20 protein-coding genes are annotated in these 23,207 nt (G+C 69.7%); 3 read left to right on the top strand and 17 right to left on the bottom strand.

Annotated features, from left to right (window positions below):
• Nucleotides 1-4 precede the first annotated feature (4 nt).
• Nucleotides 5-1,417 (bottom strand): MFS transporter, encoded by a 1,413-nt coding sequence (locus HNR15_RS08010; protein ID WP_179480640.1) that lies wholly within the window; start codon nucleotides 1,415-1,417, stop codon nucleotides 5-7.
• Between the two features lie 111 nt (nucleotides 1,418-1,528).
• Here HNR15_RS08010 and HNR15_RS08005 point away from each other — a divergent pair, with 111 nt between their 5' ends.
• Complete coding sequence (locus tag HNR15_RS08005) at nucleotides 1,529-2,407, top strand: MmyB family transcriptional regulator (protein WP_179480638.1); 879 nt, start codon at nucleotides 1,529-1,531, stop codon at nucleotides 2,405-2,407.
• 8 nt (nucleotides 2,408-2,415) lie between these two features.
• On the opposite strand, the gene HNR15_RS08000 is transcribed toward HNR15_RS08005, so the two are convergent.
• Both HNR15_RS08000 and metH read right to left on the bottom strand, forming a co-directional pair.
• Nucleotides 2,416-3,075 carry an HAD-IA family hydrolase gene (locus tag HNR15_RS08000; RefSeq protein WP_179480636.1) on the bottom strand — a complete coding sequence of 220 codons (660 nt, stop codon included), beginning with the start codon at nucleotides 3,073-3,075 and terminating at the stop codon, nucleotides 2,416-2,418.
• On the bottom strand, nucleotides 3,076-6,879 hold the full coding sequence (gene metH, locus HNR15_RS07995) for a methionine synthase (RefSeq protein ID WP_425484525.1): 3,804 nt from the start codon (nucleotides 6,877-6,879) through the stop codon (nucleotides 3,076-3,078).
• Nucleotides 6,880-7,032: 153 nt separating this feature from the next.
• On the opposite strand from metH, the gene HNR15_RS07990 reads away from it, so the two are divergent.
• Entirely contained in the window at nucleotides 7,033-7,881 is an 849-nt protein-coding gene (locus HNR15_RS07990) for a PAC2 family protein (RefSeq protein ID WP_179480634.1), read from the top strand.
• 29 nt (nucleotides 7,882-7,910) lie between these two features.
• Here the strand turns inward: HNR15_RS07990 and HNR15_RS07985 are convergent, their stop codons facing one another.
• A complete protein-coding gene (locus HNR15_RS07985; RefSeq protein WP_218883599.1) occupies nucleotides 7,911-9,617 on the bottom strand; it encodes a choline dehydrogenase in 1,707 nt (568 codons plus the stop codon).
• Nucleotides 9,618-9,792: 175 nt separating this feature from the next.
• On the opposite strand from HNR15_RS07985, the gene HNR15_RS07980 reads away from it, so the two are divergent.
• Nucleotides 9,793-10,320 (top strand): GNAT family N-acetyltransferase, encoded by a 528-nt coding sequence (locus HNR15_RS07980; RefSeq protein ID WP_179480630.1) that lies wholly within the window; start codon nucleotides 9,793-9,795, stop codon nucleotides 10,318-10,320.
• Between the two features lie 6 nt (nucleotides 10,321-10,326).
• Here HNR15_RS07980 and HNR15_RS07975 read toward each other — a convergent pair whose 3' ends face one another.
• The 13 genes from HNR15_RS07975 to HNR15_RS07915 form a co-directional block, all read right to left on the bottom strand.
• The gene (locus HNR15_RS07975; RefSeq protein WP_179480628.1) at nucleotides 10,327-11,208 is read right to left on the bottom strand and encodes a YihY/virulence factor BrkB family protein; all 882 of its coding nucleotides are present in this window, start codon (nucleotides 11,206-11,208) and stop codon (nucleotides 10,327-10,329) included.
• Between the two features lie 7 nt (nucleotides 11,209-11,215).
• Nucleotides 11,216-12,730 carry a long-chain-fatty-acid--CoA ligase gene (locus HNR15_RS07970; RefSeq protein WP_179480626.1) on the bottom strand — a complete coding sequence of 505 codons (1,515 nt, stop codon included), beginning with the start codon at nucleotides 12,728-12,730 and terminating at the stop codon, nucleotides 11,216-11,218.
• Nucleotides 12,731-12,792: 62 nt separating this feature from the next.
• A complete protein-coding gene (locus HNR15_RS07965) occupies nucleotides 12,793-13,941 on the bottom strand; it encodes an acyl-CoA dehydrogenase family protein (RefSeq protein ID WP_179480624.1) in 1,149 nt (382 codons plus the stop codon).
• Between the two features lies 1 nt (nucleotide 13,942).
• Entirely contained in the window at nucleotides 13,943-15,166 is a 1,224-nt protein-coding gene (locus HNR15_RS07960) for an acyl-CoA dehydrogenase family protein (protein ID WP_179480622.1), read from the bottom strand.
• Nucleotide 15,167: 1 nt separating this feature from the next.
• Nucleotides 15,168-16,190, bottom strand: a complete 1,023-nt coding sequence (locus HNR15_RS07955) for a phosphotransferase (RefSeq protein WP_179480620.1) — start codon at nucleotides 16,188-16,190, stop codon at nucleotides 15,168-15,170.
• The gene (locus HNR15_RS07950) at nucleotides 16,187-16,639 is read right to left on the bottom strand and encodes a MaoC family dehydratase (RefSeq protein WP_179480618.1); all 453 of its coding nucleotides are present in this window, start codon (nucleotides 16,637-16,639) and stop codon (nucleotides 16,187-16,189) included. Before HNR15_RS07950 ends, HNR15_RS07955 begins: the two co-directional genes overlap by 4 nt.
• 26 nt (nucleotides 16,640-16,665) lie before the next feature.
• Nucleotides 16,666-17,346: an HAD-IA family hydrolase gene (locus HNR15_RS18800; RefSeq protein ID WP_179480616.1), complete on the bottom strand. Its 681-nt coding sequence runs from the start codon at nucleotides 17,344-17,346 to the stop codon at nucleotides 16,666-16,668.
• Nucleotides 17,343-18,326, bottom strand: coding sequence for an NADPH:quinone oxidoreductase family protein (locus tag HNR15_RS07940; RefSeq protein ID WP_179483658.1), 984 nt, complete (start codon nucleotides 18,324-18,326; stop codon nucleotides 17,343-17,345). Before HNR15_RS07940 ends, HNR15_RS18800 begins: the two co-directional genes overlap by 4 nt.
• 15 nt (nucleotides 18,327-18,341) lie before the next feature.
• Nucleotides 18,342-19,145 (bottom strand): SDR family oxidoreductase, encoded by an 804-nt coding sequence (locus HNR15_RS07935; protein WP_179480614.1) that lies wholly within the window; start codon nucleotides 19,143-19,145, stop codon nucleotides 18,342-18,344.
• Between the two features lies 1 nt (nucleotide 19,146).
• Nucleotides 19,147-19,905, bottom strand: a complete 759-nt coding sequence (locus HNR15_RS07930) for an SDR family oxidoreductase (protein WP_179480612.1) — start codon at nucleotides 19,903-19,905, stop codon at nucleotides 19,147-19,149.
• Nucleotides 19,906-19,956: 51 nt separating this feature from the next.
• Complete coding sequence (locus tag HNR15_RS07925; protein WP_179480610.1) at nucleotides 19,957-21,177, bottom strand: acetyl-CoA C-acetyltransferase; 1,221 nt, start codon at nucleotides 21,175-21,177, stop codon at nucleotides 19,957-19,959.
• 263 nt (nucleotides 21,178-21,440) lie between these two features.
• On the bottom strand, nucleotides 21,441-22,259 hold the full coding sequence (locus HNR15_RS07920) for a DUF222 domain-containing protein (protein ID WP_179480608.1): 819 nt from the start codon (nucleotides 22,257-22,259) through the stop codon (nucleotides 21,441-21,443).
• Complete coding sequence (locus tag HNR15_RS07915; protein ID WP_179480606.1) at nucleotides 22,249-22,818, bottom strand: hypothetical protein; 570 nt, start codon at nucleotides 22,816-22,818, stop codon at nucleotides 22,249-22,251. The genes HNR15_RS07920 and HNR15_RS07915 overlap by 11 nt, the downstream gene beginning before the upstream one ends.
• Between the last annotated feature and the right edge of the window lie 389 nt (nucleotides 22,819-23,207).

Genomic DNA, 23,207 nt, shown 5'->3' with positions numbered 1-23,207 from the left:
TCGATCAGCCGGGCGACACCCGCAGCAGTCGCACGCTGCAGACAAGGGCGGCCGCAGCGGCGAAGGCCAGCACCTCGCAGACCGTCCGCACGGCGCCCGCCGAGCCCGCACTGCCGGCTCGGTCGAGGTAGAGCGAGCCGACCCCCGTCACCCCTGCCACCTGGGCGAGCTGGAAGGCGGAGGACAGCAGCCCGCTCGCCTCTGCTGCCCGCCGCACCGGCACGGCGGCCAGCGACAGCCCGATCACCGGCGTCACCGCGTACCCCTGGCCGGCGCCCAGGACGACCAGGAGCAGGTAGAAGCCGGTGGACGGCCGCGCGCCGTCGCCCACCACGGCACCGAGCACGGGGTAGGTGGCGACGCACCCCAGCAGTCCCACCGGGATCAACCACCGGGTCAGCCGCCTCGGCAGGCGCGGACTGCTGAGTGATGCCGCCGCGAAGCCGGCAGCCAGGGGCAGGAACGCGATGCCGGTGGCCAGCGGGCCCATCCGAAGCGCTGTCTGCAGGTGCAGGGAGAGGGTGAAGAGATAGCCGGCGTATCCGCCGACCGTCAGCATGCACAGCGCGATCCCGGGCAGCAGGCCGCTGGTCCGCAGCACGTCCGCGGGCAGGACGGGTGCCACGGAGCGCCGTTCGATGAGGACCATGAGGATGGTTCCGAACGCCGCGCAGCCCCAGGCGACCCACCCCCAGGCCGGCCAGCCCTGGCTCCGACCGAGCACCAGGGGCACGACGACCAGACTGATGACAGCGCCGAAGCAGACGACGCCCGGCAGGTCGAGACCGTCGACCGGGACCGACGTCCGTGTCGGCAGCTGTGATCCTGCGAGCCACCACAGCAGCACCCCGATCGGCACGTTGATGAGGAACACGCTGCGCCACCCCGACCCGGCGATGTCCGCCTGCAGCAGGACGCCGCCCGCCAACTGACCGGCGACCGTGCCGAGCGCGAGCACGAGGCCGTACCAGCCCAGAGCACGAGCCCGTGCCGGACCGGCGGGGAAGCACACCTGGATCAGGCTCATCACCTGAGGGAGCATCGAGGCCGCCGCGACCCCCTGCGAGACCCGCAAGGCGATCAGCGCATCGGCGCTGGTGGCGAGCCCGCAGGCCAGGGAGGTGAGACTGAAACCCAGCAGCCCGGCACGGAACATCCGTCGATGTCCGAAGCGTCCCCCGAGTCGGGCGCCGGTGATCAGGAGCGCCGCGTACGCCATGACGTACGCGGACACGATCAGCTGCAGTTGTGCTCCCCCGGCGTGCAGGTCGCGCTGCAGTGGACCGATGGCGACGTTGACGATCGACACGTCGAGCAGGTTCATGAAAAGGCCGCCGAGCAGGATCGTGAGCAGGATCCCGGACGGTGCTGCGGCCGGGGCCGATCGGATGCCGGCGGGCGAAGCGGTGGTGGTCATGATCCGACCTTGCCGGCACCGGTCGACCTGGACGAGGAGCCCGCTCATGCTGGTACCAGCACCACCAGGATCCGCGGCGCGCGGCGGGCGAAAGTGTCACAGAATGGCACGGTGAGTGAGACCGGCCTCAGCACCGCGAGCGCGGGCACCGACACGAAGTCGGCGCGGCGGCGCGAGCTGGCGCGGTTCCTGCGTGCCCACCGCGAGCAGGTCGGACCGGACGCGGTGGGGCTGCCGCACGGCGTCCGCCGTCGCACCCCGGGGCTGCGCCGTGAGGAGGTCGCCCAGCTCGCCGGGGTCGGCGTCACCTGGTACACGTGGCTCGAACAGGGCCGGCCGATCAACGCGAGCATCCAGGTCCTGGACGCGGTCGCGAGGGTGCTGCAGCTGGGCTCGGCCGAGCGGTGGCACCTCTACCGGCTGGCGCGGGTACCCGGGGTGCCCATGCCGCCGGCGATGCCGGAGACGTTGCCGCCCGACGCCGTGCACGTGCTCGACCGGCTCGACCCGAGCCCGGCGTGCATCTACAACGGGCGGTACGACCTGATCGCCAACAACTCCTCGTACGCTGCGATCTTCCCCTGGGTGGTAACCGCCAGCGGCATGGAGCGCAACGTGCTGTGGCGCGTCGCCGTCGCCGGAGAGGACGTGCGTCCCATCAACCCCGACCTGTTCGGTCGGATGGTCGCGAACCTGCGCCAGCGGTACGCCGACCACATCGGCGATGCCACGTGGGAGGCCTTGATCGAGAGGCTGTCAGGGTCCAGCGCCCTCTTCCGGGAGGCGTGGGCCCGGCAGGAGATCCGGCCGCCGGGACCGCAGCACAAGCAGTTCCGTTGCCCGCCGGTCGGGACGATCCGGTTGAACACCCTCAGCTACGCGATCGACGGGGCCGCCGAGCTGCGGATGATCGTGCACCTCCCGGAGTCTTCGACCGACGCCGAGCGACTCCAGGAGCTGTTGCGCATCGGCGGCGTGCGCCTCGACTGAGCCGTCCGTCAGTGGACGGGGTCGAAGATCCCCAGCAGATCCGCCGGGTGCACGCCGGCGAGGGTCTGCAGCTGCACGGCACCGAGGGTGGCGGGCAGGGTCACCACGTGCGGCACCGCGATGGTCGGCACTCCGGCGGCGACCGCGGAGGTCACCCCCGGCAGCGAGTCCTCGATCGCCACGCAGCGCGACGGCGGCAGACGCAGCGCCCGGCACGCGGCCAGATAGGGCTCCGGCGACGGTTTGCCCTCGCTGACCGCGTCACCGGTGATGACCGCCGCGAAGGTGCCGTCGGGCAGCGCGTCCACCAGCACCTGGGCGAACGACAGGTAGGACATCGTCACCAGCGCGTTGGGCACCCCCTGCTCGCCCAGCGCGACGAGCAGCTCTCGGGCACCGGGCCGCCACGGCACGTGCTCCCGCATCTGAGCGACCACCCCCGAGAGCAGCACGTCCACGATCGCCGGCGCCGACATGGTGACCGGCGAGTTCGCGCGGATGATCTCCGCTGAGACCAGCAACTGGTTGCCCACGCACTCGTGGGCGAGCTCCTCGGTCCACGTGCCGCCGTACGACTCGACGAGGTCGTGTTCGGCACTGATCCAGTACGGCTCGGTGTCGACGATCGTGCCGTCCATGTCCCACAGGACGGCGTCGGGCAGAGTCACTCAGTCCTCCGGTTCGTAGCCGAGGTTGGGCGAGAGCCACTTCTCGGCGGTGCGCAGCGGCCAGCCCTTGCGGCCGGCGTAGTCCTCGACCTGGTCGCGCCCGAGCCGCCCGACGACGAAGTACTGGCTGTCCGGGTGGGAGAAGTACAGCCCGCTGACCGCGGCGCCCGGCCACATGGCCATCGACTCGGTCAGCTCGATGCCGGTGGTGCGCTCGACGTCGAGCAGCTCCCAGATCGTCCCCTTCTCGGTGTGGTCGGGGCAGGCCGGGTAGCCCGGCGCGGGCCGGATCCCGACGTACTTCTCCTCGATCATCTCGGTGTTGGTGAGGTGTTCGTCGCCGGCGTAGCCCCACAGGTCGTGGCGTACGACGGCGTGCAGGCGCTCGGCGAACGCCTCGGCCAGCCGGTCGGCCAGCGACTCCAGCAGGATGGCGCTGTAGTCGTCGAGGTCGTCCTTGAACTTCTGGGCGCGCTCCTGCGACCCCAGCCCCGCGGTGACGGCGAACCCGCCCACGTAGTCGCGCAGCCCGCTGTCCGTCGGCGCCACGTAGTCGGCCAGCGACCGGTTGGGCACCCCCTCGCGGTGGTCGCCCTGCTGACGCAGCTGGTGCAGGACGGTGCGCTCCTCTGTGCGTTCCTCGTCGGCGTAGACCACGATGTCGTCACCGCGGGCCGCGGCCGGGAAGAATCCGGCGACGCCGTTCGCACGTAGCCAGCCCTCCTCGATGATCGTGTCGAGCATCGTCTGGGCGTCGTCCCACAGCTTGCGCGCGGTATCGCCGGACGCGGGGTTGTTGAGGATGTCGGGGAAGCGCCCCTTCATCTCCCAGGCGTTGAAGAACGGCTGCCAGTCGATGTACTCGCGCAGCACGTCCAGCGGGTAGTCCCGGAAGACCTTGGTCCACTGGGTGCCCTCGTGGGTGCTCTCACCCTCGTGGAAGTCCTTCTCCTGAGAGGCCAGGAGACGCGGCCGCGGCGGGTGATAGCCCGTCCAGTCGATCGGCGTACGCCGCTGCTGTGCCTTGTCGTAACCCACCAGCTTCCGGTCGGTGCTCTTGGCGGCGTGCCGCGCCCGGATCGAGTCGTAGTCCTTCTCGACCTCGGCGAGGAATCCGTCGCGCCGTTCGTCGGACAGCAGGGCGGCCGCGGTGCCGACAGAACGCGAGGCGTCCTTGACCCAGACGACCGGGCCGGAGTACTTCGGGGTCACCTTGACGGCCGTGTGGGCCCGCGAGGTCGTCGCGCCGCCGAGCAGCAGCGGGATGGTCATGCCGAGGCGCTCCATCTCCTCGGCGAAGCTCACCATCTCGTCCAGGGACGGGGTGATCAGGCCGGACAGTCCGATGATGTCGGCGTCCTCGGCCTTCGCGGCGTCCAGGATCTTCTGGCCCGGCACCATCACCCCGAGGTCGACGACCTCGTAGTTGTTGCACTGCAGCACCACGCCGACGATGTTCTTGCCGATGTCGTGCACGTCGCCCTTGACGGTGGCCATCACGATCTTGCCCTTGGCCCGGCTCACGTCGCCGGGCTTGCGCTCCGCCTCGATGTAGGGGATGAGGTGGGCCACGGCCTTCTTCATCACCCGCGCGGACTTCACGACCTGCGGCAGGAACATCTTGCCCGAGCCGAAGAGGTCGCCCACGACGTCCATGCCGTCCATCAGCGGGCCCTCGATGACGTCCAACGGCCGTCCCCCGCTGTCGACCAGCTCCAGTCGCAGCGCCTCGGTGTCCTCGACCACGTGCTCGTCGATGCCCTTCACCAGGGCGTGCGTGATGCGCTCGCGCAGCGGCAGCGAACGCCACTCCTGCTGCTCGGCGGGGGACGCGGGTCCGCTGGCGTTGTGCCGTTCGGCGACCTCGAGGAGTCGCTCGGCGGCGTCCTCGCGGCGGTTGAGCACCACGTCCTCGATGCGGTCGCGCAGCTCGGTGTCGATCTGGTCGTAGACCACGAGCGCGCCTGCGTTGACGATGCCCATGTCCATGCCGGCCTTGATGGCGTGGAAGAGGAAGACCGCGTGGATGGCCTCACGGACCGGGTTGTTGCCGCGGAAGGAGAACGACACGTTCGACACGCCACCGGAGACCAGCGCGTGCGGCAGGTTCTCCTTGATCCAGCGGGTGGCCTCGATGAAGTCCACGCCGTAGTTGGCGTGCTCCTCGATGCCCGTGGCCAGCGCGAAGATGTTCGGGTCGAAGATGATGTCCTCGGCCGGGAAGCCCACCTCCTCGGTGAGGATCCGGTACGCCGTCCCGCAGATCTCCTTGCGGCGCTCCAGGGTGTCGGCCTGCCCCTCCTCGTCGAACGCCATCACGACGACGGCGGCGCCGTACTTACGGCACATCCGGGCGTGCTCGATGAAGGGCTGCACGCCCTCCTTCATGGAGATCGAGTTGACGATCGACTTGCCCTGGATGCAGCGCAGCCCGGCCTCGATGACGTCCCATTTGGAGGAGTCGACCATCACCGGCACGCGGCAGATGTCCGGCTCGGAGGCGATCAACTTGCAGAAGTGGTCCATCGCCTCGATGCCGTCGATCATCCCCTCGTCCATGTTGATGTCGATGACCTGCGCGCCGGCCTCGACCTGCTGGCGCGCCACGTTGAGGGCGGTGGTGTAGTCGCCCTCCTTGATGAGATTGCGGAAGCGGGCGGAGCCGGTGATGTTGGTGCGCTCACCGACGTTGACGAAGAGAGAGTCGGGCAGCACGGTGAGGGGTTCGAGGCCGGACAGCCGCAGCGCCGGCGCGATGGTGGGGGGCTTGCGCGGCGCGTGACCCGCTGCCCGCTGCGCGATGGCGGCGATGTGCTCGGGCGTGGTGCCGCAGCAGCCCCCGAGGATGTTGACCAGGCCGTCCGCGGCGAACGACGAGACAATCTCGCCCATCGGGTCGGGCTCCTCGTCGTACTCCCCGAACGCGTTCGGCAGGCCGGCGTTCGGATAGCAGGAGACGAAGCAGTCCGCGATGGAGGACAGCTCGGAGATGTACTGGCGCATCTCGGCCGCGCCGAGGGCGCAGTTGAGGCCGACTGCGAGCGGCCGGGCGTGCCGGACGCTGTTCCAGAACGCCTCGGTGACCTGCCCGGTCAGCGTGCGGCCGGACGCGTCGGTGATGGTGCCGGAGATGATGACCGGCCAGCGGCGGCCGCGCTGCTCGAAGAGGGTCTCGAGCGCGAAGATCGCGGCCTTGGAGTTGAGGGTGTCGAAGATGGTCTCGACGATCAGGATGTCGGCGCCGCCGTCGACCAGCCCGTCGGCCTGCTCGAGGTAGGCGCCCACGAGCTCGTCGAAGAGCACGTTGCGCTTGCTCGGGTCGTTGACGTCCGGTGAGATCGACGCGGTCCGGTTGGTGGGGCCGAGCGCTCCGACGACGAAGCGCGGTCGCTGCGGGTCGCGTGCCGTGACCGCGTCGCACGCCTCGCGGGCCAGGCGCGCGGAGGCGAGGTTGAACTCGTACGCGAGGTCCTGCATGCCGTAGTCCGCGAGCGAGATGCGCTGCGCGTTGAAGGTGTTGGTCTCGACCAGATCGGCTCCGCCGTCGAGGTACTCGGTGTGGATCGACCGGATCAGATCGGGCTGGGTGAGCGACAGCAGGTCGTTGTTGCCCTTGAGGTCGCTGTCCCAGTCGGCGAACCGCTCCCCGCGGTAGTCCGCCTCCCCCAGGCGCTGCCTCTGGATCATCGTGCCCATCGCGCCGTCCAGCATCATGATCCGCGCGGCGAGCAGCTCCTGCAGCTCTGCGGTGCGGTCCGGTTGGAGGGTGGGCGTGGGGCGGGAGCCCTCGGAGCGGCTGCTCACAGGTGGTGTCCCTTCATCGAGTGATGCGCCCGATTCTATGAGGCACCGGCGTCGCGGTGGATGTCGGTCGTTCGCCACTGGCGACGTACTCAATAGGCTGCACGCAGCGCCGGGTATTCCCTCCGGCGCTCCGCCGGCTCGGAGGAGGACACCTTGATCGAGTTCGAGGACGTGCCACTGCTGCGCGACCCGATCATGATCGCCGCGTTCGAGGGCTGGAACGACGCAGGCGAGACGGCCAGCTCGACCCTCGCCCACCTGATCGCGATGTGGGACGCCGAACCGCTGTGCGCGATGGACCCCGAGCTCTACTACGACTTCCAGGTCAACCGCCCGCAGGTCTCCGGCGAGGGACGCGATCGCAAGATCACCTGGCCGACCACCAAGGTCTTCCTGGCGCGCAACACGCCGCTGGAGCGCGACGTCCTGCTCGTGCAGGGCATCGAGCCCTCGATGCGATGGCTCGGCTACACCCGCGAGCTGATGAGCCTGGCCGCCGAGGTCGACGTGTCGATGATCATCACCCTCGGAGGGCTGCTCGCGGACGTGCCGCACACCCGGCCCATCCCGGTCACCGTCACCTCCGACGACGAGCAGTCGCAGCTTCGTTACGACGTGGAGGCCAGCAAGTACGAGGGCCCGTCCGGGATCGTGGGCGTGCTGAGCGACGCGGCCCGTACGGCGCGGGTGCCGAACCTGTCGTGCTGGGCCGCCGTGCCGCACTACGCCGGCGGCAGTCCCTCCCCCAAGGCGACGCTCGCGCTCCTCACCCGGCTGGAGGAGCTGCTCGACACCCTGATCGGGCACGCCGACCTTCCCGACCAGGCGCGGGCGTGGGAGCACGGCGTCGACGAGCTCGCGGCGTCCGACGACGAGGTGGCCGAGTACGTGCACTCCCTCGAGGAGGCGCAGGACACGACGGAACTGCCCGAGGCGAGCGGTGATGCGATCGCCCGGGAGTTCGAGCGCTACCTGCGCCGCCGCGACGACGAAGAGGACTGACCGGCGGGCGGGGTCGGCTTGGCGCCTTGTCAGCCGACCGGGTCCTGCACGGTGTCGACCACCACTTCCGGCACCACCTCGGCCTGGTAGTAGTTCAGCTCGGACGCCTGGAGCAGTTCGGCGCCGGAGATGATGTCGGCCGCCCGTTCGGCGACCATCATCACGGGTGCGTAGATGTTGCAGTTGGGGATGGTCGGCATGATCGAGGCGTCCACGACGCGCAGGCCGTCCAGGCCGTGCACGCGCAGCGTGTCGGGGTCGACGACCGACATCTCGTCCGAGCCCATCGGGCAGCTGCAGGAGGGGTGCAGCGCCGACCCCACGTTGCGGCGTACCCAGGCGAGCACGTCGCGGTCCGAGGTGAGGAACTCCCCCGGCGCCAGCTCGTAGGCGCCGAGTGCCTTCAGCGCCGGAGACGCGCCGATCTCCCGGGCGACCCGCATGGCGGCAAGCCACTCCCGCTCGTCCTCGGGGGCGCTCAGGTAGTTGAAGGTGATGGAGGGCCGGGTCGCCGGGTTGCGCGACACCGTCTTGACGTGACCGGTGGCCTTGGACAGCATCGGGCCCACGTGCATCTCGAAGCCGTGGCCGCCCTGCGGAATCCCGTCGACCTCCCGCAGCGACGGCAGCAGGTGGCACATGAGGTCGGGGTACGGCGTGTCGGTGCGCGATCGGCTGAAGCCGCCCACCTCGTGGTGGTTGGAGCCGCCCGGGCCGCCCCGGTTGTAGAGCCAGTGGGACACCATCTTGGGAGCATGCCGGGCCCGGTGGCGGTGGTGAGGTTGTTCGGAAACCGCTGCCTCGCAGTGGAACTGGACCCAGGCCTCGAGGTGGTCCTGCAGATTCTCACCGACGCCGGGCAGGTGCGCCACGATCGGGATCCCGAGTGCGCCGAGCTCGTCGGCGTTGCCGACCCCGGACAACTGAAGCACCTGCGGGGAGTTGAAGACCCCGCCGGACAGGATGACCTCATCGGCGCGCACCGTGTGGGTCCGATCGTCCTCGCGGTACTCCACACCGACCGCCCGGGTGCCCTCGAAGAGGACGCGCGTGACGAACGCACGGGTGATCAGGTGCAGGTTGGGGCGGCGCAGCGCGGGCCGCAGATACGCGTCGGCGGCCGACCACCGGGTGCCGCCGAAGGTGTTGCGGTCCAGCGGGCCGAATCCCTCCTGGCGGTAACCGTTGACGTCGTCGATCAGTTCGTGGCCCGCCTCCGCGGCTGCCCGAAGGAACGCGGCGTTGAGCGTGCTGTGTGGATCACCTCGCTGCAGCAGGGTGCGCCCGGCCAGCCCGCGTCGCGGGTCGTCGGACCCCGTCGCGGTGGCGTTCTCCATGCGCATGAAGTACGGGAGACAGTGCGCCCAGTCCCAGTTCTGCAGACCGGGCAGGGTGCCCCAGTGGTCGTAGTCCATGGGGTTGCCCCGCAGGAAGATCATCGCGTTGATGGAGCTGGAGCCGCCTACGATCTTGCCCCGGGTGTGCATCAACCGGCGGTTGTCCAGGCCTGGCTCCGGCTCGGACAGATAACGCCAGGCGTAGGAGTCGCTCCCGAGCGGGATCGGCGCGTTGGGCATGTGGATGAGAATGTCGAACTTCCAGTCCATCCGGCCGCTCTCCAGGACGAGCACCCGATGGTCCGGATCCTCGCTCAGCCGGTCCGCGAGCACGCAGCCCGCCGAGCCCGCGCCCACGACGACCGTGTCGTAGTGGGAGTCGGCGCCGTTCTGGGGCACGGACCGTCGAAGTCTCATTGCGCGTCCCGTCTTCCCTGCGATGTCTTTCGCATCGTGCCACCCCCCAGGAGGGGTACGCAGGCATCTCGGGGAACTACGCCGCGCCCGTCTTCGTTCGTTCTGGGTCCGACGAGGCGGCGCCGGTGTGTGGTCGGACGTGCCATAGCGTCGGAGCATGATCGTGCACGTGCGTGATGCCGACGCCGCCGACGCTGGGGCGTGCGCGCAGGTGTACGCGCCGTACGTGCGCGATACGGCCATCTCCTTCGAGGTCACCGCGCCGTCGGCACTGCAGATGGCACAGCGCATCGAGGACGCTCAGCGCCGGCATGCGTGGCTGGTGGCGCAGGACGAGCAGGGGGTGCTGCTGGGGTACGCCTACGCCCACCCGTACGCCGCGCGGCCGGCGTACCGGTGGACCTGCGAGCCGAGCGTCTACCTGGCCCCGGATGCGCGCGGTCGCGGAGTTGGCCGCACGCTCTACGCCGCCCTGCTGGACCGTCTCGTCGAGCGGGGCTTCCGCCAGGCCGTCGCCGGGGTCACCCTGCCCAACCCGGCCAGCCTGCGCCTGCACGAGGCGATGGGCTTCGAGCCCGTCGGGGTGTTCCGGGCGGTCGGGTGGAAGCACGGGCGATGGCACGACGTCGCACGGTTGCAGCGGCCGCTGCTCCTCGCTCCGGACCCGCCGCAGGAGATCGTCTGAGGGTGCTCAGACGTCGCTGCGGGTCCGCCAGTCGGCCAGGCGCACCGATCCCTCCCGCACGCGCTCGGCACGCCGTTCGTCGAGCACCGCGTTGAACAGGATCCCCGCGACCACGACCCCGCTGACGAACAGCACCCAGACCGAGAGCACGAAAGTGGTGCCGACCAGGCCGTAGTCGTCGACCTGCTCGGTCACCTGGCCGGGCAGCCAGATCTCCGAACCCACGGACACGACGGTGGCGCCGAGGGCGATCAGCAGCGAACCGGGCAGCAGCTTGACCCACGGCACCCGTCGCAGCAGCAGGCACCACTGGGTCCACCAGTAGTACCCACCCATCGACAACCCGACGGTGACCGACTCGACCGCTATCTCCAGCACGCCACCGATCGGCCAGTTGCGTGTGCGCCCGCTCAGCCAGATGGCGCTCGCGAGGAACGGCACCAGGGACGCGACCCACACGAGGCGCATCCACCACCACCGCTGCCAGGGAGCGCGCGGGCGGTCCCAGGCGATCTCCAGGATGCGTTGCGTGGTGCCGGCGACACCGAACGTGAACGCCACCGCGAGCAGCAGACCGACCACCAGCTCGCCCCACCCCGGTGTCGCCGCGGGCTGCAACAGCACGTGCAGATCATGTCTGCCGCCGGCGTTCAGCCCGAGCGCGTCGCTGATGAGCCCGGCCGCCGACCCCTCGTGCATCCGGTGCAGCACCGACGAGGTCGCGACGAGCAGCGGCACCACGCAGAAGAGCTGCTGCGCCGACAGCGCCAGGGTGTAGTGGCCCAGGTCCAGGGCCTGCGAGCGGCTCAGCGTGTGCCCGGGAAGGGTGCGGCGCCATCGCACGAGCAGTGACGAACTCAGCTGTTTCGCCTGCTGTCTCCTGCTCACCAGGCGATTATCCCTGCTGTCTTGCGGCCTCGTCGCGCAGCTCGCGGCGCAGGATCTTCATCGACGGTCCCATCGGCAACGCGTCGCGGACCTGCACGTGTCGCGGGTACTTGTAGCGCGCCAGGTGCTCCTTGCCGTACGCGCGCACGTCCTCCGCGGTGACCTCGGCGCCGGGTGTCAGGGTCACGAACGCCATGATCTCCTCGCCGTGCTCGTCGTCGGGGACGCCGACCACCGCGGCCATCTGCACGCCGGGGTGCCGGACGAGCACCTCCTCGACCTCGCGCGGATAGACGTTGTAACCGCCGCGGATGATCAGATCCTTCTTACGGTCCACGATCGACAGGAAGCCGTCCTCGTCCTTCACGCCGATGTCGCCGGTGCGGAACCAGCCGTCCTGGATGGCGGCGGCGGTGGCCTCGGGGTCGTCGAGGTAGCCCTCGAAGACGCAGTGCCCCCGCACGACGACCTCGCCGCGCTCGCCGGTGGCGAGCAGCTCGACGCGATCCTCGATGTCGCTGTCGGCGATCTCGGCCTCCACGCCCCAGACCGGGTGCCCGACGGTGCCCGGCCGCACGCCGTACACCTGCTGGTTGGAGCTGACACCGGGCGAGGTCTCGGACAGTCCGTATCCCTCGGTGATCTGGGCGCCGAAGGTGCTCTCCACCTGTTCCAGCACCGACACCGGAAGGGCGGCGCCTCCGGAGGCGACCCTCTTCATCTGCGGGATGCCCGGTGCGCCCGGTTCCTTCGCGGCCTGCAGCAGCTGCACGAACATCGTGGGAACGCCGGAGAAGATCGTCACGTGCTCGTCGTTGAGCAGTCGCAGGCAGGTGGCCGCGTCGAAGCGGGGCAGCAGGACGATCGTGCCGCCGATCCGCAGCGGGGTGTTCATCACCGCCTGCTGGCCGAAGATGTGGAACAGCGGCAGACAGCCCATCACCACGTCGGTCGAATTCGCCGGGGTGTCGGAGTCGTAGGCCATGTTGTGCATCGACAGCAGCAAGTTGAGGTGGGAGAGCATCACACCCTTCGGGCGGCCGGTGGTGCCGCTGGTGAAGATGATCACGGCGATGTCGTTCGGGGCCCGCGTCACGTAGGTCGGCAGCGGCCGCGGGTGGTCCATCAGGTCGCTCACCTGCAGCGCCTGCGCGGTGCTCCCCTCCGCGATGCTGCGCGCCAGATCGCCGAACGACTCGTGGTAGAGCACGATGTCCGCGCCCGAGCGGCGCACCATGTCGCTGCCCTCCTCGGGGGTCAGCAGTGGAGAGATCATCACCACGGTGCCGCCGGCGGCGATCACGCCGTAGTACGCCGTGATGAACTCCACGACGTTCGGGAGCAGCACCGCGACCCGGACACCGGGCCCGACCTGTCGTTCCGTGAGCGCACCGGCCACCCGCAGAGAGGCGTCCCACAGGTCGGCGTAGCTGACCCGACGCTCACCTTGGACGACGGCGGTTTTGCTCGGACGGCGTTTGGCCGAGTCCGACAGGATGCTGGCGAGCGACAGCGTAGGCATGACTTCCCATCCTCGATCTGACGACTGGTGTGAGGGGCGGTCCCGTGACGGGCACCGCCTCGCTAGAACGCGTTGATACCCGTCTCGGCCCTGCCGATCAGGAGCTTCTGGATCTGGCTGGTGCCTTCGTAGAGCGTCATCACCCGCGCGTCGCGCATGAGCTTCTGCACGGGGTACTCATCGACGTAGCCGTAGCCGCCGAACGCCTGGATGGCGAGGTTCGAGGAGCGCACCGCCGCCTCGCTCGCGAACAGCTTGGCCTTCGACGCCGCCACCCGGAACGGCTCGCCCCGGTCGATGAGGTCGGCGGCCCGCCAGACCATCAGTCGGGCGGCGTCGGCGTCCAGGGAGATGTCGGCGATCATCTCCTGCACCAGCTGGTAGCCGGCAATGGGTTTCCCGAACTGCGTGCGCTCGCCGGTGTATTCGACGACAGCGTCGAGGCATGCCTGCACGATCCCGACGCAGCCCGCGGCCACGCCGACCCGGCCCTTGTCGAGCGCGGTCATGGCGATCTTGAAGCCGGTGCCCGGCTCACCCAGGACGGCCGACTCCGGCACGCGTACGTCGTCGAAGGCCAGCGATGCCGTGGCCTGGCCGCGCAGGCCGAGCTTGCCCTTGATCTCGGTACGCGTCAGGCCGGGTGCGTCGGTGGGCACCAGGAACGCTGTGACACCGCGCGGTCCCTCGTCACTGGTCCGCGCGAAGACGAGGGCCACGTCGGCCCAGGTGCCGTTGGTGATGAAGATCTTCTCGCCTTGCAGGACGTAGTCGCTGCCGTCGCGCCGCGCCTTCGTCGCGAGGTTGCCCGCGTCCGACCCGTTGCCGGGCTCGGTCAGTCCGAAGCAGCCGAGCTGCTGGCCGGTGGCGAGCCCCGGGAGCCACTGCTCCTTCTGCTCGGTGGTGCCGTGCGCCGCGATCGTCTTCGCCACCAGGCCGTTGCTGACCGACACGATGCCGCGGATCGCCGAGTCCGCCCGACCGAGCTCCTCCATCACCAGCACGTAGGTGAAGAAGTCGGCCTGGACGCCGCCGTACTCCTCGGGGATGCCGAAGCCGAAGACGCCGAGCTCACCGAGCCGGGGCACGATCGAGGTGTCGACGCTCTCGTCGCGATCCCACTGCGCCCGGTGCGGCACGACCTCCTTCTCCAGGAACTCCCGCACCAGGTCGCGCAGGTCGCGCTGGTCCTCGTTCAGCGACAGGTCCATCTCAGCGGCCCGAGGTGTGCCGACGCAGTTCGCGCTTGGCCAGCGAGTTCTTGTGCACCTCGTCCGGACCGTCGGCGAACCGCAGGGTCCGGATGCCGGCCGCCGCGCGGGCAAGCGGGAAGTCCTGGCTGAGGCCACCGGCGCCGTGCGCCTGGATCGCCTTGTCGAGGATCCACTCCACCGTGCTCGGCGTGGCGATCTTGATGGCCTGGATCTCGCCGTGCGCACCGCGGTTGCCGACGGTGTCCATGAGCCAGGCGGTCTTGAGCACCAGCAGCCGCAGCTGCTCGACGCGCACGCGCGACTCGGCGATCCAGTCGCGGATGACGCCCTGCTCCGACAGCGGACGGCCGAAGGCCACCCGGTCGCTGACCCGCTCGCACATGAGCTCGATCGCGCGTTCGGCGACGCCGATGGATCGCATGCAGTGGTGGATCCGGCCGGGGCCGAGCCGGGCCTGGGCGATCGCGAAACCCTCGCCCTCCCCACTGATGAGGTTGCTCGCCGGCACCCGGACCTGGTCGAAGACGATCTCCGCGTGCCCGCCGTGGTCGTGGTCGTCGTACCCGTAGACGTGCATGCCGCGCACGATCTGCACGCCCGGGGTGTCGCGGGGCACCAGGATCTGACTCTGCTGGCGGTGCCGCTCGGCACTCGGGTCGGTCTTGCCCATCACGATGAAGATCGCGGCGTCCGGGTTCATCGCGCCGGTGATCCACCACTTGCGACCGGTGATGACGTACTCGTCGCCGTCACGCTCGATGCGGGTCTCGATGTTGGTCGCGTCCGAGGACGCGACGGCCGGCTCCGTCATCGCGAAGGAGGAGCGGATGCGCCCTTCCAGCAACGGCTTCAGCCACTGCTCCTTCTGCTCGGGAGTGCCGAACTGCTCCAGCACCTCCATGTTTCCGGTGTCCGGGGCCGAGCAGTTGACGGTGGAGGGGGCCAGCTCCATCGCGCGGCCGGTGATCTCCGCGAGCGGCGCGTACTGCAGGTTGGTGAGCCCTGCGCCGCCCTCACCCGGCAGGAAGAGGTTCCAAAGGCCCGCGTCGCGAGCCTCCTGCCGCAGCGTCTGCAGCACCGGGGTGCGCGACCACGCCCACCGGTCGTCGGAGGCGTCCAGTTCCTCGTGGAAGGTGCTCACCGAGGGGATGACGCGCTCGTCGACGAACGATCGCAGCTGTTTCATGAGCGCGGTGGTGCGCTCGTCGTACTCGAAGTCCATGTCAGCCTTCCCGCAGGGCTGCGAGCCCGGCGTCCAGGAGGGGACCGACTGCGGTCCCTACGTTGTCGAAACCGGAGCCGACGGTCTGGCCCTGGATGTAGCGGTAGTGGATGCCCTCCAGGATGGTCGCCAGCTTGTAGTAGGCGAGCCCTAGGTGCCAGCCGATGTGCGACACGTCGCGGCCGCTCGCCTTCGTGTAGCGGGCCAGCATCGCGTCGGTGTCCGGATAGCCGGGCGCGGCGGCGACGTCGGAGACGCCGGCGCCGGGTGTGACCTGCGAGAGCCGTTGGTAGACCACGAAGAGCGCGACGTCGGACAGTGGATCTCCCAGGGTCGCCATCTCCCAGTCGAGCACCGCGGTGACCTCGTCGGACTCCCCCACCAGCAGATTGTCCAGCCGGTAGTCGCCGTGCAGCACCGACACGTCTCCGTCCCCGGGCACACCGGCGGCGAGGGCGTCGGAAAGCTCCTCGGCGCGCGGAAGCTCCCGACTGGCGGACGCGTCCATCTGACGTCGCCAGCGGCGTACCTGCCGCTCGAGGAATCCGTGCGGGCGACCGAACTCGCCCAGGCCGACCTCTTCGGGGTCGACGGCGTGCAATGCCACGAGGGTGTCGACCAGCCGGTGGGCGATGTCACGGGTGCGTTCGGGGCCGAGCGGCGCGATCTGCGCCGCGTGTCGGTACGGCGTGCCCGCCACCAGTTCCATCACGTAGAACGGCGCGCCAATGACGCTGTCGTCCGGGCACACCGCGTACGTCGTGGGCACCGGGACGTCGGTGGGCGCCAGTGCCGTGATGACCGTGTGTTCACGGACCATGTCGTGGGCGGTGGACAGCACGTGACCGAGCGGCGGGCGGCGTACGACGACGCTGGTGGCGCCGTCACCCACCTCGTAGGTGAGGTTGGACTTGCCGCCGGCGAGGATCCGTCCGGTGAGCTCGGCCTTCAGCAGGCCCGGTGCCTCCCGCTGCAGGTACGCGGACAGCGCCTCCAGGTCGAGACCCCGCGGGCTGTCGGTCACGGAACCAGCAGCGAGACGGTCTCGGCGACGCAGGCGGGCTTCTCGTTGCCCTCGAGCTCGACGGTCACGGTGGCGACGCTCTGGGCGCCGTTCGGTCCGCGGTTGAGCTCCTTCAGGACCGCTCGGGCCCGCACGCGGGAGCCGACGGGCACCGGCGTGGGGAAACGGACCTTGTTGGAGCCGTAGTTGATCCCCATCGACAGTCCCTGCACGGTGTAGATCTCGGAGACGAGCGTGGGCAGCAGCGACAGCGTCAGGTAACCGTGCGCGATGGTCCCACCGAACGGCCCCTTCCTCGCCCGCTCGACATCGACGTGGATCCACTGGTGATCCCCGGTCGCCTCGGCGAAGGTGTCGACCTGCTCCTGGGTCACGGTGTGCCAGTCGCTCACTCCCAGCTCGTCCCCGACGGCGGTCTCGAGGTCGTCCAGTCCATCGAACGTGCGCATGTGGTGCTCCTTGTCTTCGGGGTGCTTCAGAGGGATGCGGATGTCGGGGCGTGCTGCAACAACTTCTCGAACGCCGCACGAGTGGTGGCTGCGTCCTTGTGCAGAACGGTGCGCAGACCCGCAGCGCGCGCACCGACGAGGTTGGGCTCGGCGTCGTCGACGAAGACGACGTCGCCGGGCGCCAGGCCGAGTCGTTCGACGGCCAGATCGAAGATGCGCTTCTCCGGCTTGCGCATGCCGACCTCGCCGGAGATCACGACCGGATCGAACAATTCGTCCAGCAGCGTGCGGTCGTAGGAGAAACCCCAGCTGTTCGACAGCAGCCCGGTGCGGACGCCGGCCGCGCGCAGGTCGCGCACGAGCGCCACCGTGCCTTCGTCGACCTTGCTGGCCTTGAACATGCCCCGCAGGTAGTCGCCCGGCGGCACGGGATCACCGCTGGGAGAACGCAGTTCGCGAGTGAGGAGGGTGTTGAACTCGGACGCGGACAGTTCACCGCGCTCGAGGCGGTGGATCGGGCTGTCGGGCGACGCGTCCCGGCCGAGCCACCGCTTGAGCACCCGTGAGAAGGACTGCGGGTCGATGTCGGCTTCGCTCGTCCACGACGCGATGCTGCCGCGGATCGGCGTCGTGATGACGCCGCCGTAGTCGAAGAGGACCGCCTTCGCTGATGCAGTGCTGGAGGGGTCTTCGTGGGGTTGGTTCACGGCACCATCACCACGCGACCGACGGTGGAGCCGTCGCCGAGTCGCTGCAGGGCGTCCGGCACCTGTTCCAGACCGACCCGCTCGCTCACCAGCGGGACGGCGACGCCGTCCTGCGCCATCTGGGAGAGCACCTCGTGGCACTCCCCCATCAGCCCCGGGATCCTGGACTTGTAGAGACCCCAGTGCAGCCCGAGGATCGAGTAGTTCTTGATCAGGGCGTGGTTGAGCGCGGCCGACTGGATGCGGCCGCCCGCGAAACCGATGACCACGATGCGTCCCTCGAAGGCGATGCACTTGGTGGAGCGGTCGTAGGTGTCGCCGCCGACCGGGTCGTAGATCACGTCGGCGCCGCGCCCGCCGGTCGCGTCCTTGACCACCTGGACGAAGTCCTCGGTGTGCCGGTCGACCACGATGTCCGCGCCGAGTTCGCGCGCGAACACGGCCTTCTCGGCGCCGCCGACCACACCGATCACCCGGGCGCCGGCCGCCTTGCCGAGCTGCACGGCTGAGCTTCCCACCCCACCGGCCGCGGCGTGCACCAGCAGCGTCTCGCCCGGCTGCAGGGCGGCGCGACGGTGCAGGGCGAACCAGCTGGTCTGATAGCCGATCCAGAACGACGCCGCCTGCGCGTCGTCCAGGGCTGCGGACGCGGGGTGCGCGTCGGTGGCTTCCATCAGCGCGAACTGCGCGAAGCCGCCCGACGGCAGAGCCGGCGAGCCCAGGACCCGCGCCCCGACGGCGAGATGGTCCACGCCCTGGCCGAGTGCGGTGACCTCGCCGCACACCTCGACGCCCGGCGTGAAGGGCAGTGGCGGGCGTACCTGGTACTCCCCCCGGCACATCAGCACGTCCGGGAAGTTGAGTGCAGCACCCAGCACCCGCACGGCGATCTGACCGGCGCCGGGCTCGGGCACCGGGACATCGACCACCTCGAGCACCTTGTTCGGCTGGCCCAGCTCCTCGATCCGCAGTGCTCTCATCGTCGCCACGTCGTCTCAGCCTCCATCGCGCGTCGCCCGCGCGTCCTCGAGTTTGCGTTGCAGTTTGTTCATGCCCGCCAGCCAGCGGTCCGGCTCGGCGCTACGCAGCGCCGCGTACCCGGCCACCTCGGGGTGGGGAAGGATGTAGAAGTCCTCGGTCGTGAGCGCCGTCGCGACGGCGTCCGCCACCCGCTCGGGCGGCAGCGCCTGGTCGTGGCTGAGCAGCTCCTCCAGCTCGCCGGACGCCTCGAGCATCCGCGTCTGCACGCCCTGCGGGCAGATCGCCTGCACCACCACGCCGCGGTGGCGGTAGGTGACGCTCAACCATTCCGCGAACGCGACCGCGGCGTGCTTGGTCACGGCGTACGACGGATCGTCCAGGATCGTGAGCAGCCCCGCTGCGGATGCGGTAACCACGAACCGGCCACCCCCCTGCTTCTCCCAGACCGACTCCAGAGCCCGCGCCGCGCGCACGTGCGCCAGCACGTTGATGTCCAGGATCGTCGCCCAGTGACCGTCGTCGGTGTCGGACAGGCCTGTGCCCAGGGCGATTCCGGCGTTCGCGAAGAAGACGTCGATGCGGCCAAGGGTCTCCAGCGCGGCATCGACGAGTTGCTGCACGCCGCCGTCCGAGGCGATGTCGGCGACCACCGGGTGGGCGCCGATCCGTGCCGCGAGCTCGCGCAGCTCGTCACCGTCGCGGTCGCTGACCACCACTCGTGCGCCGTCGGCGGCCATCCGGGTGGCGATGGCCGCTCCGATGCCGCGAGCCGCGCCGGTGACGACGACGGTCTGTGCACCGGCTGCCGGAGCCGACATCTCAGACTCCCCCGCGCAGGGTGATGCCACCGTCCAGGACGAGGGTCTGGCCGGTCACCCACGAGCTGTCGGCGGACAGGAAGTAGGTGACGGCGCTGGCGATGTCCTCGGGCTCGCCGAGTCGCTTCAGGGGGTAGTCGGCCGAGGCCTTCTCCTCACCCTCGGCGTAGAGCGCCTGCGCGAACTGGGTCTTCACCACGGCCGGTGCGACGGCGTTGACCCGGATGGTCGGGCCGAGCTCCACCGCGAGGCTCTCAGTGAGGGAGATGAGCATGGCCTTGGTGGCGCCGTACAACGAGATGCCCGGCGCCGGGCGCACGCCGGCCACCGACGCGACGTTGACGATCGAGCCGCCGTGCTCGCGCATCCAGGAGCGGTAGGCGAGCTGCACCCAGGAGAGCACCGCGATCGCGTTGACCTCGGTGGTCTTGCGGGCGGCCGCGAGGTCGACCTCGACCAACGGGCCGAACGACGGATTGATGCCGGCGTTGTTGACCAGCAGGTCCAGGGAACCGAAGGTGTTGATGGCGGTGTCGATCGCCTCCTGCTGGTGCGCCGCGTCGTCAGCCTTGCCGGCGACCGCGACGACCACGTCGGGGCCGCCGAGCTCGGCGGCAGCCTCGTCCAGGGCTTCCTGCTTGCGCGCCGTGATGACCACGCGGCCACCCTCGGCGACGATCTGACGGGCGATGCCGAGGCCGATACCTCGGCTCGCACCCGTCACCAGGGCGGTCTTACCGGACAGTCTGCTCACTCGCATCTCCTTGTCGCGCAATGTATGTGGGCTTCTATCGGGTCGAGCGGGACGAGGTCAGCTGAGACGCTCGAGCACCATGGCCATGCCCTGGCCACCGCCGACGCACATGGTCTCCAGACCGAACTGCTTGTCGTGGAAGCGCAGGGAGTTGATCAGGGTGCTGGTGATGCGCGCACCGGTCATCCCGAACGGGTGACCCACGGCGATGGCGCCGCCGTTGACGTTGAGCTTGTCCCACGGGATGTCGAGGTCGCGGGCGGACGGGATGACCTGCGCCGCGAACGCCTCGTTGATCTCGACCAGGTCGATGTCACCGATGCTCATGCCGGCGTGGACGAGCGCCCTGCGGGACGCCTCGACCGGGCCGAGGCCCATGATCTCGGGCGACAGCGCGGTCAGGCCGGTGGAGACGATCCGGGCCAGCGGGGTCAGCCCCAGCTGCTTGGCCTTGGCGTCGCTCATGATGATCACTGCGGCAGCGCCGTCGTTCAACGGACAGCAGTTGCCGGCGGTCACGGTGCCGTCGGGGCGGAAGACCGGCTGCAGCTGCGAGACCTTCTCCAGGGTGACGCCCGCGCGCGGACCGTCGTCCTTCTCCACGGTGCTGCCGTCGGGCAGCGTCACGGGGGTGATGTCCTGCGCCCAGAAGCCGTTCTTCTGCGCCTCCTCGGCGAGGTTCTGGCTGCGTACGCCGAACTCGTCCTGGTCCGCGCGGGTCACGTTCTTGTACGACGCGACGTTCTCGGCGGTCTGGCCCATCTGGATGTAGATGTCGGGCAGCTCGCCGTCCTCGCGCGGGTCGTGCCACGGTGGCATCTGTCCGGCGGCGGCGACCTCGGTGCGTCGGCGGGCGTCGTCGAACTGGGGGTTCCTGGTGTCGGGGTAGCCGTCCGCCGAGCCGCGGTCGTAGCGGCTCACCGTCTCCACGCCGGCGGAGATGAAGACCTCGCCCTCCCCCGCCTTGATCGCGTGCATCGCCATCCGGGACGTCTGCAGGCTCGAGGAGCAGTAGCGCTGCACCGTGGTGCCGCCGACGTGGTCCAGGCCGAGTTGGGTGGCCACGACGCGGGCCATGTTGAATCCGGACTCACCGGCGGGCTGCCCGCAGCCGAGCATCAGGTCCTCGATGTCGCCACGGTCCAGCTCGGGCACTTTGTCGAGGGCCGCCTGGATCATCTGGACGGTGAGGTCGTCCGGGCGCATATCGACCAGGGATCCCTTGCGCGCCCGGCCGATGGGCGACCTGGCGGTGGCGACGATGACAGCTTCGGGCATGGGTGCTCCCCGCATTCGGGCCGACGGCGGTGTGATGACCCCGGCGGCTGACTAAGCGCTTGCTTACTGTGTGCCAGCTCACCCTAGCGGTCACCGGGACGTGATCGAACGAGGTCCCGGGCAGCGACGTGGTGGGTGCTCGTCCATGCGCTCACGCCGCTGGTTCGCGGCCGGCCCGAGTGTGAGGCCGCAGGCGACGCTGACGGTGTTCGCCTTCGTTGACGGCGTTCGAACGCCGTCAATGGCGGTATACGCCGTCAGGCTCATGCGGCGGGTCCCTGGTGGCCGGGTCGGGTGGGCATCAGGCCGGGGGTGAGGTCCCAGGTGACGCCGGTCGTGGTGACGGTGGCGGTCAGTAGGTCGCGGTGCACGATGGTGTGGTGGCGTGCGCACAGCAGTGCTGCGTTGCTCAGGTTTGTCTGTCCGCCGGCCCACCACGGGATCACGTGGTGGGCATCGCACCAGTCGGGCGGTCGGTCGCATCCGGGGAAGGTGCAGCGCTGGTCGCGGTGGATGATCGCGGTGCGCAACCCGCCGGTGAAGAGGCGTTTCGCTCGCCCGACATCCAACGGTTCGGATTCCCCACCCAAGACGATGGGGACGAGGTCGGCGTCGCACGCGAGTCGGCGGAGGGTGCCCGCGTCGAGATGGTCCCCGTCGGTGGTGCGTCCGATCCCCGGAAGGTAGGTCGGCGCGAATCCGTCTTCGCCCGAGCCGTGTTGGCCGAGCCGGCCCGCGTCCCAGAGCCCCTCGTACAGGGTGTTGTAGTCCATCGTGACCAGGATCTTGGCGGTGCCGCCGAACTCCCCGACCGGCCGCGGGGCGGTGCCGTCCAGGACACCTGCTGAGGTCTCGACCAGTCGAACCAAGGCATACGCCCGGCGCTTGGCCGGACTACGAAGATCGCGCTCCTGCGCGTCGTTATCGGTCACCGTTGGTGCGGGCGCGGACAGGGCGCGAAGGGCATGTTTGACCACCGCGGCGTGCCCGCTCGACAGTTCGGCGACGAAGCGGGTCAACCCACTGGGCAGATCGGCCCAGAACACCGACTCACACGCCTGCTGACGCTCCTCATCCCGCACCAGGCGCTCCGGGGCGTACTCCCCCCAGGATGCGAGTACTCAACTCCCGCAACGTCCGCCACCCATGATCGGACAACGACAGGTACCGCCCGAGAAGGTCATCACGGTCCGCGGTCGGCAACTGAGGAAGTATCCGCGGCACCTCCCGCAAGGCGGCAGCCGCGACCGGCACACTCGCCGACCCGTCAGCCAGGGCATCGGCGACGACCTGGTTGCGGAGGTCGGCGCACTCGACGCCCACCATTCCGACCCGGCGGACCACCGCCGGCTCGACACCGGTCGCCTGACGGGCGACCCATGCCGGGGCACCCGTGGCGGTGGAGTTCGCCACGGTCCCGCGGCTCAGCGCGTCGGCCGTGGCCAACGCCGCAATGTTCTCCGCCCGGGAGGAGACACGCAGCATGCCCCCGACCACGTCGCCCAGCGCCGCTTCGTCCAGCTGCCACAGCGCACCCGGCCACTCCTCCAACGCAGCGGTGAACTCCCGCAGCGAAGCCACCAACCGGGCACCGGTCCCAGGCGTCGCGCGGCCATGCGTGTCGGTCGTCGACTGCGCCATGGCCCCTCCTGGCTGGTGACGGCACCCCTTGCCATCTACTGTGTATCATACGTCTGTTCGATACATCGCACAAGGGGGAATTGGGCGAATATTCCTGGCCCTGCTGATGATTCGAGGAAAGGTCATCCGCATCCCCCTCACGTAGCGGCGCAATTGTCATGGTTGTCCACACGCCTCCGCCGGCCCATTGCGTCGGCGCCAGAAGGCCGCACCATCACGACCCCCCTTAGCTCCACCTGCGGGTGTGGTCGTCGAAGGACGGCGCCGTCCGCTGGCCGCGCCGAGCTGCGCCGTCGGGTCCGGGTCGGTGGAACGTGACCCAACGAGGTCCTCCGGAGCGGCGTCGTACGAGGGGCAGCTGCACCTCGGGGGTGCAGCTGCCGGAACCG

The sequence above is a fragment of the Allobranchiibius huperziae genome (genome assembly GCF_013410455.1).
Lineage (GTDB): Bacteria > Actinomycetota > Actinomycetes > Actinomycetales > Dermatophilaceae > Allobranchiibius > Allobranchiibius huperziae.
This window is presented reverse-complemented; position numbering and strand designations above follow the sequence as displayed.

Bases quoted from the DNA above. Each gene is read 5' to 3' on its own strand.
- HNR15_RS07950 (WP_179480618.1), bottom strand. From the start codon at position 16,639: ATGCGCACGTTCGATGGACTGGACGACCTCGAGACCGCCGTCGGGGAC.
- HNR15_RS07980 (WP_179480630.1), top strand. From the start codon at position 9,793: ATGATCGTGCACGTGCGTGATGCCGACGCCGCCGACGCTGGGGCGTGC.
- HNR15_RS07965 (WP_179480624.1), bottom strand. From the start codon at position 13,941: ATGGACCTGTCGCTGAACGAGGACCAGCGCGACCTGCGCGACCTGGTG.
- HNR15_RS07940 (WP_179483658.1), bottom strand. From the start codon at position 18,326: ATGAGAGCACTGCGGATCGAGGAGCTGGGCCAGCCGAACAAGGTGCTC.
- HNR15_RS08010 (WP_179480640.1), bottom strand. From the start codon at position 1,417: ATGACCACCACCGCTTCGCCCGCCGGCATCCGATCGGCCCCGGCCGCA.
- HNR15_RS07960 (WP_179480622.1), bottom strand. From the start codon at position 15,166: ATGGACTTCGAGTACGACGAGCGCACCACCGCGCTCATGAAACAGCTG.
- HNR15_RS07925 (WP_179480610.1), bottom strand. From the start codon at position 21,177: ATGCCCGAAGCTGTCATCGTCGCCACCGCCAGGTCGCCCATCGGCCGG.
- HNR15_RS07970 (WP_179480626.1), bottom strand. From the start codon at position 12,730: ATGCCTACGCTGTCGCTCGCCAGCATCCTGTCGGACTCGGCCAAACGC.
- HNR15_RS07915 (WP_179480606.1), bottom strand. From the start codon at position 22,818: ATGGCGCAGTCGACGACCGACACGCATGGCCGCGCGACGCCTGGGACC.
- HNR15_RS07930 (WP_179480612.1), bottom strand. From the start codon at position 19,905: ATGCGAGTGAGCAGACTGTCCGGTAAGACCGCCCTGGTGACGGGTGCG.
- HNR15_RS07935 (WP_179480614.1), bottom strand. From the start codon at position 19,145: ATGTCGGCTCCGGCAGCCGGTGCACAGACCGTCGTCGTCACCGGCGCG.